This window comes from Rheinheimera sediminis, from assembly GCF_004005375.1.
Lineage (GTDB): Bacteria > Pseudomonadota > Gammaproteobacteria > Enterobacterales > Alteromonadaceae > Pararheinheimera.
In genome coordinates this window covers 124,884-137,269 of record NZ_RZUF01000002.1, presented here as the reverse complement: position 1 = coordinate 137,269, position 12,386 = coordinate 124,884, and the positions used below count along the sequence as shown (strand labels likewise).

Here is a 12,386-nt window from a genome sequence, read left to right as displayed (position 1 = left end):
TTGTACTAAGCCTTAGAAATAAGAATAATGGATATATCTTATGCTTCAGATTAAAATAACAAATGAATTATCCCAGCCCACGTCACTGGTTATTACTAGATGCCATTTGTCGTCAACACAGTCTGACCAAAGCAGCAGATCGCCTGGCTTTAAGTCAGTCTGCTGCCAGTCAAGCGCTAAAAGAGCTGGAACAACGTTTGGGGCAGCCATTATTTTTGCGTCAGGGCCGGCAATTAATCCCAACCCAACATACACTGGATCTGTTACCCAAACTGCAGATCTTCCTCGATCTACAGCAAGAGCTGGTCAATTCAAACCCTGAGAAAGGTGAGCTAAGACTGGTCGCCAGCGAAACTATAGGTTGTTACTTGCTGCCCGCTTTATTGGCACAATTTACTGCACTTAATCCACAGATAAATTTCAAACTACGCCTGTGTAACAGCAGCGAAGTGATACAACTGATGCATCAGCAGCAAGCTCAGTTAGGTTTTGTCGAAGGCCCAGTGCTTAGTACGGAATTCAACATCCGACAGTGGCGGCAGGATTTAACTGTGTTATTTGGTAAGCCAGAGCTGCATCAGCATTTATCTGTAGAGCAATTATTGGCACAGCGCTGGATAGTCAGAGAGCAAGGTTCTGGCACCCGTGCTGTGTTGGAGCATGAACTAGCGAGACTGCATTGGTCTCCGGAAAATGTACTGGAGTTAGAACGCCCTGAAGCTATTAAACAAGCAGTGAAACAAGGACTCGGCATAGGCTGTTTACCTTTGCTGGCTGTACAGGATGAAGTTAACGCTGGTCAGCTGATGTTACTCAAAAGTCCGTTACAATTGCAGCGACATTTCCGATTGGTGCAACATAAAAATTATCAAGCGCCCCTGCTGCAAAAGTTTTTAGATTTTTTACAGCAGGGTAACTCTGTTATCGCGCCTTGACAGCTTTGCGTTTTGACTGCTGTTCCGCGGGCAAGCTAAACGAAAAACTACTACCTTTTTTCGGTTCGCTAAATATCATCAGCTTACTGTTATGGCGTTGCAGTACATGTTTAACTATAGCTAAACCTAAACCTGTTCCGCCCGTTGCGCGCGCTCTGGCTTGATCAACGCGGTAAAAACGTTCCGTAAGTCTTTTGACATGCTGAGGAGCTATCCCCTCGCCATTGTCAGAGACGCTAAATACTGCTTTTTGATGCTGGCGTACCCAACTGACCTGGATTTCGCCGCCATTTGGAGTGTATTTAATCGCATTGGTGATCAGGTTAGAAAAAGCACTGCGTAACTCTTCACGAATACCTGAAACCACCAGACCGGGTTCAACTGAAAAAACGATCTGATGATGTTTGTCACGATTTAGGGTCTGAGACTCCTGCTCCAACATAGCCAACATAGCAGGTACGTCAATGCCATCTTCAAATTGCACTTTAGCCGCAGCTTCAATACGTGACAAGGTCAATAGCTGTTGCACCAAAGCATCCATACGTTTAGTTTGTTCCAGCATTACAGTGTGAGCTTTTAACCAAATGCCGGCATTTGGTAAGTTATCCGCATCCATCACTTCCAGATAGCCTTGCAGCACAGTAAGTGGAGTGCGCAACTCATGGGATACGTTAGCTACAAAATCCTTACGGACCTGCTCCAGCAGTTTAAGTTGAGTTACATCGCGAACAATCAGCAGATGTTGATCATCGCCGTACTGCAGCATACGGTATTCCAGTATCAAATCTTCATTCACTGGCGAAGACAACTCCAGCGGTTGCTCAAATTGTTTTTGCTGAATATAAGTTTGAAATTCCGGGTTACGGATCAGGTTATCAATACGCTGGCGTTCATCTTGTGGCCAGCGTAAACCGACCAGCTGTTGAGCCAGTTTATTGCACCATATAATAGTCCAGTCGCTGTTCAACACCACTATGGCATCAGGTAAAGCTTCAGCTCCATCGCGGAAGCGCCGGATCAAAGCACGTAATTCTTTATTCTTTTTACGGGCTTTACGCAGTCGATAATAAATACCGTCAAAGACTTGCTGCCAACTGCCGTCCCCTGCGGGAGGTGTTAGTTTTTTATCGCGCCACAGCCACTTATCTAACATAAAAAGATGTCGGTAGTTCCAGCTAAGTAACAACAAAGCGGCCACTAACAAAGCAGGAAACAGCAGACCTAGCAGCCAGCCTATTAACGCAACAGTAAAAAACAAAAGGAAGATCTTACCGAAAATCTTCCTTTTAGATAGCAACAAACGCATAGCACCTACTTATTACCCGTCGTTCTTGAAGCCGCAGCGTTGTGGGCAGCAGTCTTGCTCTCCAATCACATACTACAACTATGTTCATGGGGTCTCATTCAGTTGCCGCCTGACTGCAACTCCAAATAACTAGGGTAAATAGCAACAAAAACTGGGTCTCAATTCTCACTTAGCAGAGAAACGATAACCCGAACCCCTTACAGTTTGAACTAAACGGTCATGTCCAGCCACAGAAATGGCCTTGCGTAAACGGCGTATATGCACATCTACAGTTCTGTCTTCGACATACACATTAGTACCCCAGACATGATCCAGCAACTGTTCACGGCTATAAACCCGCTCTGGGTGCGTCATAAAGAAATGCAGCAACCGAAACTCTGTGGGCCCCATATCCACGGCCTGTTCAGAGGCTGTAACTCGATGTGAAACCGGATCCAGCTTTAAGCCCTGAACTTCAATCACATCATCAAGACTGGTTGGCGCAACACGGCGGATAACGGCCTTAATTCGAGCCATCAATTCTTTTGGTGAAAATGGTTTAGTGACGTAGTCATCAGCGCCGACTTCCAAGCCACGAACCTTGTCTTCCTCTTCACCACGAGCTGTAATCATAATGATGGGGATAGTGCGGGTGACTTCATGACTTTTCATCTTTTTGGCAAACTGGATACCGCTGCCACCAGGGATCATCCAATCTAACAACACCAAATCAGGATAAGGTTCAATCAGCATGTTGACAGCCGAATCAAAATCTTCTGCTGTACTGGCCTGATAGCCATTTTGTTCAAGCACAAAACATAACATGTCACGGATAGGTGCTTCATCTTCTACGACCAGGATTTTTCTAGACATAACCCTCTACCAATTCAGGATAACTTACCAATTATGACCAGTATGGCGTCTGTTTATGACACTTTTATGAAAACAAAACAAGCATTGTAGATGGTAACGACCCTGGCTAGCCTCTGGCACACCAATAAGAACTGCTTCTGGCCGCCATTTCTTTCACTACATCTGAGCGAAATAAAAAACCAGCAATCCGCTTACATTTTGCTAATAAACAAAAAAGCGCTTTAGATGACACTTTAATGAACCTTTTTTGACAGGGGCAGCGCTATGCCGCGCCAAACGTGGCCTGCCTTTAAAGTTCAATTTCAAATCCTGCCACTGTAATAAAAAAGTCATTAAGCATAAGTATGGTTGGCTACAGCTTTTTATAACAACAGCATTCCTGTTCGTACTTATTTGGAGATTGAGTAATGGCTTTACGTAAATTTTTAAAACTGAGCGCAATAGCCTCAGCTTTAGTGTTAGCTGGTTGCGGCGGTGGTGATATCAATATCAATACCGGCAGCGGTAATAATGGTGGAAGTAACGGTGGTGGTACCCCTACTCCACCTCCAACCAGTGCCTGCCCTTCTTTTGCTACTCAGGCTTCAGCTTTAGCCGGTGTAACTACTCCAGTCTGTGAAATTAAAGGCACTATCACAAGCAATATCACTTTAACTGCAGATATCGCCTGGGCTTTATCAGGTAAAGTAACAGTAGGTAACGACAACGCTAACAGCGCTACCTTAACTATTCAGCCAGGTACTAAAGTTTTTGGTAAAAGCGGCGCAGACTACCTAGTGGTAGCCCGTGGTTCAAAAATTCAGGCAGTTGGTACAGCCACTAACCCTATCATCATGACCTCGGTTAACGACATGTTAGGTTTATCTGATGACGAATCTGCTGCTGAGTGGGGTGGTCTGGTTTTATTAGGTAAAGCACCTACCAACAAATGTGATCAAGCTGCTCTGGCTACTTGCCAGGTTGAATCCGAGGGTGAAGCTGGACCATACGGTGGTGCAGATCCAGAAGATAACAGTGGTGCATTAAAATATGTACAAGTACGTTATGCTGGTTTTGAGGTAATCCCGGACAATGAGTTGAACGGTATTACTTTTGCTGGTGTTGGTCGTGGCACTACAGTTGAATATATTCAGGTTCACAACAACCTTGATGACGGTGTTGAATTTTTCGGCGGCACTGTAGATGCGAAATATGTAGTATTAACAGGTAACCGCGACGACTCTTTAGACTGGGCAGATGGCTGGACTGGCCGTATGCAACACGTATTAATTCGTCATAATCCAAACAATACTAAAGCTAACCGTGGTATTGAAGCAGATAACCAATCTGGTAATTTCACGGCCGCTCCTATTAGTAAGCCCAAAATATCTAACCTGACAATCATCGGCAACAACTTTGATGGTGATGAAGACTCTGAAGGCATTTTATTGCGTGCCGGTACCTCTGCTGAGCTGTATAACATCATCGTCACTGGCCCTGAAAAAATGGGTGAGTGTTTTGAAATTAACACTACAGAAACAGCCAACTTCGCCAATAGCGGTGATTTAGTTTTCCGTAACTCCATTATCGATTGCGCCGAGCCTTTTGCCAATATCAGAGATTCTGCAGGAAACGTAACCTTCAACGCCAGAACCTGGTTTGAAGCTCAGCCAAATAACTTAGTGGGCGATGCCTTACTGGGTGGTTACATTCCAGCTCCTAACTCTCCTGCTTTAGGTAATGGCTACAATGTATCAAACAATGTCGATGGCTGGTTTGATAATGTCAACTACATTGGTGCTTTCAATGGCACAACAGACTGGACCAAAGGCTGGACCACGTCTTTACATCAGGCAGATGGTGTAAATCTTACGTCTTGCCCAGCAGGCACTACTGAAGTAGTCAGTTTAACAGGCCGTTTAAACTGCCAGTTAACGGGCGATATCACCACTAATGTCACGTTAGCAGCGGGTGCTGACTATGTGCTAAATGGCCGTGTTCGTATTGGTGTGGATAACAGTACAGCTGCCACTTTAACCGTACAACCAGGCGTAACAATCTACGGTAAGTCCGGTGCTGACTTCCTGGTGGTTACCCGTGGTTCAAAAATTATGGCGGAAGGTACTGCTGCTAACCCTATCACTATGACTTCAGTGCAGGATGTGATTGGTTCACCTACTGCCGCTGGACAATGGGGTGGTTTAGTGCTGTTAGGAAAAGCTCCTACTAACACTTGCCCGAATCTGAATAACTGCGCAACTCAGGCTGAAGGTGAAGCTGGTCCATACGGTGGTCCAGATGCAGCAGATAGCAGCGGTTCATTGAACTATGTCGTTGTTAAACACGCAGGCTATGAAGTTCTTCCTGATAACGAATTAAACGGTATCACTTTTGCTGGCGTGGGTTCTGGTACTAAATGTTCAAACATCCAGGTTCACCAGAACGTTGATGACGGCGTTGAGTTTTTCGGTGGTTCAGTCAGCTGTAAAAACGTGGTTCTGACCTGGAACGGTGACGATTCAGTCGACTGGGCTGATGGCTGGAACGGTAAAATGCAGTTTGTACTGGTAAAACATGACCCGAGCAACGCTAAAGCTAACCGTGGTATTGAAGCTGATAACAACGCAGATAATTTCGGTGCAACCCCGATCTCTAATCCAACAATCGCCAACATGACGATTATTGGTAACACCTTTGATGGCGATGACGATTCTGAAGGTATTGTGCTGCGCAGAGGAACAAATGCACAGTTGGCAAACTTTGTTATCACAGGCCCAACAGGTATGGGTGAGTGTCTGGAAATAGAGTCTACCGAGTCTTTAGCCTTAGCTGCTGCAGGTAACTTAACCATGACCAACTCAGTCATCTCTTGCCCTGAGCCAACCAGAGGCAACATAGCTACGGGTATCAGCACTGAAGCTTGGTTCCTTGGACAAACAGGTAACAAGCTGGTTGCGGACCGCAGTACAGTGCTCAAAGGTATATTCACTATAGATACTAATCCTGCCAAAGATATGAAAACAGTCGATGCCTTCTTCGACACTGTTAACTTTGTCGGTGCTGTGTCTGAAAGCAATAACTGGACTGCTGGCTGGGCTGTAGGTCTGGACGACTAAGACCACCATAAACTGCCAGCCTGCTGGCAGTTTTGAATTCACTTAGTGCCGGGCCTCCTTTGGATAAGCCCGGCACATTGATGTACGAATTAGCTGATAGGACCAAGTTCAAATGAGCAGCAAGCAAAGTTTTAAAATCAGTCAGGTTGGCCGTTCTGTGCTGCTGGCTTTAGCCGCCACAGCCAGCATTATGCCTGCATCAGCCCAGGAAGCTCCTGCAGAACCTGCAGAACAAGAACAGGCCGTTGAACGCATTGAAGTATCAGGCCGTCTGATGAGTTCAGCCGCTTCCGCTGCTGCAGAGCGCCGTGAACAACCTTATGTCGCAGAATTATTGGGCATGGAGCAAATTTCCAGAGCAGGCGACAGCAATGCAGCAACAGCACTGCGCAGGGTAACAGGTTTAACTTTAGTGAAAGACAAGTTTATTTATGTGCGTGGTTTAGGGGAACGTTATTCCAGTACCTTGTTAAACGGCGCCATGGTTCCAAGCCCGGATCCGACCCGGAACGTTATTCCTCTGGATATGTTCCCAGCCGGTATCATTGAAAGTTTAGTAGTACAAAAAGCCTATTCGCCTGAACTACCAGCTGCTTTTGGTGGTGGTAATGTTAATATCCGCACTGCCTCTATCCCACTACAACGCAGTTTTAACCTGTCTGTAGGTACTGGTTACAACAGCCTGAACAGTGATAAAGGCTATAGCTACAATGGTGGTGGTGATGACTGGATGGGCAGCGACGATGGCACCCGTACTATGTCGCCTGACTTACGCGCTGCTTTGGATCAATACGGTACCATCAGCCAAATCAATATTGCCGAAGCTTTAGGTGGTATTAACGCTGGCAATCTGGCTCAAGCCAACACTATAGTGCGTGAATTAGGCTTAGCTTTTAATCGTGATATCGACGTACAACGTGAAAGTATCAAGCCCGATTTTGATGGTAGTGTCTCTTTTGGCGATAAATTCGATATAGGCTCATCGGTTTTTGGTGTCATGGCTGGCGTTAGTTACGACAGATCCACGCAAAATATTGAAGAACAGGAGCGTTACTTTTCTGTCTCTGGCGATAACTTAGTGCCGTTAAATATTTACGACGATATCAAAGGTACAGAACATCAGGTGAAATTGTCGGGCATGCTGAACTTTGGTTTAGAGCTGGATGAAAACCACCGTTTCGAGACTGCTTCTATTTATTTGCTTGATACCAAAGACGAAGTAAAAGTGAAAAATGGTGACAGCATCGAAACCGTCAATGAGGAAGACCGTTTCAATACCGATACATCTATCCGCTATGAAGAGCGCTCCATGCTGAGTAATCAGGTTCGTGGTCGTCATCTTCTGCCTTGGTTATACGACATTAGCCTTGACTGGCAATACACTGACGCTAAAGCTGAACGTGATGCACCGGGTGAAGTGGAATATCGGTACTTAAACGAAATTCAGCCTGACGGTTCTGTGACTTCGTTCCTGCGTCGCAACCAGAATGCAGTTAACTATATCTTCGGTAAAATGGAAGATAATACTGAAAATGCCAGTTGGAATGCCAAACTGCCCTTTACCTTAGGTAAAGCAGAGATGACGTTGAACGGTGGCTATTCCTATTTTGAACGGACCCGTGAATCTGAAAGTAACCTGTTTAACTTCAATACAGTAGGTTATAGCCTTGCACAGTTGAGCCAGAGCTTTTCTGAAATTTTTTCTGATGAAAATATCCTCAATACAGCCAATGGTTTCCAGATTTCCAACGTCACCACTCAAGCTGACGACTACATAGCAGCACAAATGATAGATGCAGCTTATGTGGGTATGGAAATGAACTATGACTACCTGCTGCGTTTAAACTTTGGTGTACGTTATGAAGACTTCCGCCAAATTTCTATCCCACTGAATGGGGATGGCGAAATCAGCGGTAATGTCGAAGATTTCCCGTTAGAAGAAGATGGTTTCTACCCTTCCTTATCTTTAACCTGGTTTGTCAGTGAAGATTTGCAGGCACGCTTCGGTTACAGCAATACAGTAGTTCGCCCGGACTTACGTGAAGTTACACCAGTCCTCTTTATCGACCCTCTGACCGACTTTAAAGTGACAGGTTTTTCTGGCCTGCAAACGACTGATGTCAGCAGCTACGATGCCCGTTTAGAGTGGTACTACGACGAAAGCAACTACAGTGTGGGTGTGTTCTATAAAGACCTGGACAAGCCAATTGAATCCATTGAATTAAGTGGTTCAGACGGCAACTTACTGATGTCATTCCGTAACGGCGACACAGGTGAAGTGTACGGTGTGGAAGCGGAATTCCTGCAACAATTGAATATGTTTGAAGGCAAAAACTGGCTGGATAACTTCTTTGTGGCTGGTAACTTTACCTACAGTGAGTCTGAAATCACTATTCAGCCTTTTGCCGGTACTAACCTGACCAATTTGACTCGTCCATTAAGTGGCCACTCTAAACATGTGGTGAACTTTCAGTTAGGCTTTGACTCCGACGACGATAAGCACAACGCCACTATGACTTACAACGTCTTTGGTAAGCGTATCGCTTTTGCTGGTGTAAACGATAAAGATGATGCTTACGAGCAACCGTTTAACTCGCTGGACTTTGTCTACTCTTACACGCCGTTCGAATCGACTTCAGTGAAACTGTCGCTGAAAAACCTGTTGGATGAAGATGTTGAAATTATGCAGCAAGGTGAGTTGTTACAGCGCCGCGTTGAAGGCCAAAGCTACGGTTTAAGCTTTAGCTATAAGTACTAAGTACTATCCTCGTTTGACTGATGAAAGGGTCAGAGCCAAAGCTCTGACCCTTTTTGTTAGTGCATCAGTTGTTCTATAGCTTCTGGCTTATTATGAATTGCAAACTTATCCACTAAAGTTGCACTGGCATGATTCAGACCTATCACTTCAACCTCAACACCAGCTTTACGGAATTTTAAGATCACTTTATCCAGCGAGCTGACGGCAGTGATATCCCAAAAGTGTGCATGAGTTAAATCGATCTGCACAACACGAAGTGGCTCCTTAAAATCAAAAGCAGCAACAAAAGGTTCAGCCGATGTGAAAAACACCTGGCCTGTAACCAGATAACGACGGCTATGGCCATCCACTGATAATTCAGACTGTATCGCCAGTAATTGCCCAACTTTATTGGCAAAAAATAACGCGCTCATCAGTACACCAACAAACACACCGTAAGCCAGATTGTGAGTAAAGACCACCACCAATACAGTAATAATCATCACCAGGCTGGAACTCTTTGGATTAGTAGTTAAATCCCGCACTGACTGCCAGTTAAAGGTGCCTATAGACACCATAATCATCACGGCAACTAAGGCCGCCATAGGGATCATCCCCACCCATTCGCCTAAAAACACTGCAAAAATAAGTAGTAAAATACCAGCTAAAAAGGTGGATAAACGCGTACGACCACCGGACTTTACGTTAATAACTGACTGGCCAATCATGGCACAACCCGCCATACCGCCCAATAAACCAGAACCTATGTTGGCAATACCCTGGCCTATACATTCGCGGTTTTTGTTGCTGTTGGTATCCGTCATATCATCGACAATAGTGGCTGTCATTAAGGATTCCAGAATACCAACTAACGCCAGACCCAAAGCATAAGGGAAAATAATCTGCAGCGTTTCGAGAGTCAAAGGCACATCGGGCCATAAGAAAATCGGCAGGCTATCAGGCAAGGCGCCCATATCGGACACAGTACGAACATCAATCTGGAAATACAGCGCAATAGAGGTTAACACCACAATACAGACCAAAGGAGAAGGCACAGTTTTGGTCACGTAAGGAAACAAATAAATAATAGCTAAGCCCGCAGCTGTCATAGCGTACACGTGCCAGGTCATATTTGTTAGCTCAGGCAACTGTGCCATGAAAATAAGAATAGCCAAGGCATTCACAAAACCTGTGACTACAGAACGGGAGACAAACCGCATCAACTCGCCAAGTTTGCATAAACCAAACAGAATTTGCAGCACACCCGTTAGCAAGGTAGCCAGCAGTAAATACTGCAAACCATGTTCTTTAACTAGCGTGATCATCAGCAGTGCCATGGCACCTGTAGCTGCAGAAATCATCGCCGGACGGCCACCGGCAAAAGCAGTGATCACCGCAATAGCAAAAGAAGCGTATAAACCTACTTTAGGATCTACACCGGCAATAATAGAAAAGGCTATAGCTTCGGGAATAAGCGCCAGAGCAACCACGATGGCGGATAATACATCGCCACGGACATTAGACAGCCATTGCTGTCGTATCGATTGAAACATCAGGAATTCCTTGGTGTTTGAGTACTGAATAAACGCATTTTTTTCGGCATAAAAGCAGTAACGCCCCAAATTGCGTTTTTACTTTTACAGATAGAAAAAACGGTTTAACAACTACATCGGCGACAAAGTTCCTTATGGCAAGCGCTTTGGAGACTCAGAAAAAACAGCGTCATTCTAGCCTAAAAGCCCTTTGACTTAAACCTTAATGGTTCTGTCAGGGATTTTCTTCCGGCAACACCTCACCAGGCAGTGGATAAAAATGTGCACCGGCACCTTGTGCTGCCAACTTATCCTGTGGATTACGTAGCGGGCAATGCGCCATAGATAAACAACCACATCCTATGCACAAACTTAACTGATCCCTTAAATCAGTCAGTTGCGCTATACGTAAATCCAGCTCAAGCTTCCATTGCTCCGACATCTGTTGCCAGTGGTGCTGGTCGGCATTTTGACCTGCAGGCAGCACTGACAAAGCTTTGCCTATTTGCTCCAGCGGAATACCGGTGCGTTGCGCTACTTTGATAATAGCCACCCGGCGTAATACATCTCTCGAATAACGGCGCTGGTTGCCTGCATTGCGCTGGCTATGGATCAAGCCTTTTTGCTCATAAAAATGCAAAGTAGCGACTGACACCCCTGTCCGTTTTGCCACTTCACCCACTGATAACACTGTTTTTAGTTGCTGCATAAAAAACTGTTGACCTTAACCTAACTTGAGGTTTTAGCATAACCGCAATTTAAACCAAAAGGGGATTTTTATGCTGGAACAGGCCGTTTACAGAATTGGAGCAAATGTTCAGTCCAACCTACAGCATGCAGAACAATTATTAGAGCTTTTGCAAAGTGCTATTAATCAGCGTAACTGGTCATTATTCAGCAGTTGCTTTAGTGCAGATGCTGTACTGGTCAATTTATTTGGCCAACGCCTGACAGGGGCAGCGCAGCTGATAGACTATCAACAGCAGTTAATAGACAGGCACCAGGACAGGGTTTGGATATATGAGTTATTGCACCTGCAGCAGTTGGATCTGGATACTTTTTTAATCAATGCAGAACAGCAGTGGTATCAGAGAGGACGAAAGCACAAAGTGGGTCTGAGCTGTACACCCCTTTATGTGGCGAAACGGCAAGGTGCGAAATGGCAGATTTGTGCAGGGAATACACTCTAAGGTGAAGAGTGCTTCCAGCGCTGCAGCATCCTCTCAATCAATTTTTGGTGTTGCATAGAACTAAGCTGCTGTTGAATTTTTTGCACCAAAAGCGCATTTTTTGGATTGAGCGCACAATAGACTGCGGCTGGTTCAGCCCATAACGGATCAGCCGCCAGCTTTGAGGTATCAAAATGTTGTTGATAATGGCCATAACTCAGATCTACCGTCATAACGACATCAATCCTCCCCTGCTCCAGCCGCTGAATGTTTTTTTCCAGCGATTCAGCATCATCACGTACAGAAGATCCAGTGACAAATAATTGCTGCAATTCAGGATAACTAAAGCCTCTGGTCGTGCCTATACGCTTTCGAAACAAGTCTTTATTAGAACGCACTGGACCATCTTCAATCCGCCGTATTATGTATTGGCGGGTATGAAACAGAATAGGGGTCCAGTTTAGTTTATAAGTAGCGGGCACCCACTCAGGGTTGAGAAAACAGCTGATATCGGCCTGATCAGTGACTAACCATTCCACAACCCTGCCTCTGGGTAAATCAAGATACAGTATCGGCATTTTTAAGCGCACAGCGAGTTCATCCAGCAAGTCTTTCGCTACACCGTCTGCCAGACTGTTGTGTTCATCGAAAATAGCATAAGGTGCAGTATTGGTTTGACTGACTACAGCTCTTAGTGACTCTGCCGACCACGTCAGACAGGGCAAGAGCAACAACGCCCACTTCCACATCAGAACCCACT

Annotated in this window: 9 protein-coding genes; 4 read left to right on the top strand and 5 right to left on the bottom strand. The window is 45.3% G+C overall.

The genetic code is table 11. The features are described from left to right. Window positions 1–62: 62 nt before the first annotated feature. Window positions 63–935 (top strand): LysR family transcriptional regulator, encoded by an 873-nt coding sequence (locus tag EMM73_RS01695; protein ID WP_127684733.1) that lies wholly within the window; start codon window positions 63–65, stop codon window positions 933–935. Here the strand turns inward: EMM73_RS01695 and phoR are convergent. Further along, window positions 922–2,241 carry a phosphate regulon sensor histidine kinase PhoR gene (phoR, locus tag EMM73_RS01690; protein ID WP_127684732.1) on the bottom strand — a complete coding sequence of 440 codons (1,320 nt, stop codon included), beginning with the start codon at window positions 2,239–2,241 and terminating at the stop codon, window positions 922–924. The two genes, EMM73_RS01695 and phoR, sit on opposite strands and share 14 nt — an antisense overlap. Window positions 2,242–2,406: 165 nt before the next feature. Beyond that, entirely contained in the window at window positions 2,407–3,093 is a 687-nt protein-coding gene (gene phoB, locus EMM73_RS01685) for a phosphate regulon transcriptional regulator PhoB (protein ID WP_127684731.1), read from the bottom strand. 407 nt (window positions 3,094–3,500) lie between these two features. Between phoB and EMM73_RS01680 the strand changes: the two genes are divergently transcribed. Both EMM73_RS01680 and EMM73_RS01675 read left to right on the top strand, forming a co-directional pair. Continuing rightward, window positions 3,501–6,188, top strand: coding sequence for a hypothetical protein (locus EMM73_RS01680; RefSeq protein WP_127684730.1), 2,688 nt, complete (start codon window positions 3,501–3,503; stop codon window positions 6,186–6,188). A 112-nt stretch (window positions 6,189–6,300) separates the two neighbouring features. After that, a complete protein-coding gene (locus EMM73_RS01675; RefSeq protein WP_127684729.1) occupies window positions 6,301–8,946 on the top strand; it encodes a TonB-dependent receptor domain-containing protein in 2,646 nt (881 codons plus the stop codon). Between the two features lie 56 nt (window positions 8,947–9,002). On the opposite strand, the gene EMM73_RS01670 is transcribed toward EMM73_RS01675, so the two are convergent. Next, window positions 9,003–10,478 carry a SulP family inorganic anion transporter gene (locus EMM73_RS01670; protein ID WP_127684728.1) on the bottom strand — a complete coding sequence of 492 codons (1,476 nt, stop codon included), beginning with the start codon at window positions 10,476–10,478 and terminating at the stop codon, window positions 9,003–9,005. Between the two features lie 214 nt (window positions 10,479–10,692). Then, entirely contained in the window at window positions 10,693–11,166 is a 474-nt protein-coding gene (gene soxR, locus EMM73_RS01665) for a redox-sensitive transcriptional activator SoxR (protein ID WP_127684727.1), read from the bottom strand. Window positions 11,167–11,236: 70 nt separating this feature from the next. Here soxR and EMM73_RS01660 point away from each other — a divergent pair, with 70 nt between their 5' ends. After that, window positions 11,237–11,647: a DUF4440 domain-containing protein gene (locus EMM73_RS01660; RefSeq protein WP_127684726.1), complete on the top strand. Its 411-nt coding sequence runs from the start codon at window positions 11,237–11,239 to the stop codon at window positions 11,645–11,647. On the opposite strand, the gene EMM73_RS01655 is transcribed toward EMM73_RS01660, so the two are convergent. Then, on the bottom strand, window positions 11,644–12,375 hold the full coding sequence (locus EMM73_RS01655) for a substrate-binding periplasmic protein (protein WP_127684725.1): 732 nt from the start codon (window positions 12,373–12,375) through the stop codon (window positions 11,644–11,646). The genes EMM73_RS01660 and EMM73_RS01655 overlap by 4 nt on opposite strands. Between the last annotated feature and the right edge of the window lie 11 nt (window positions 12,376–12,386).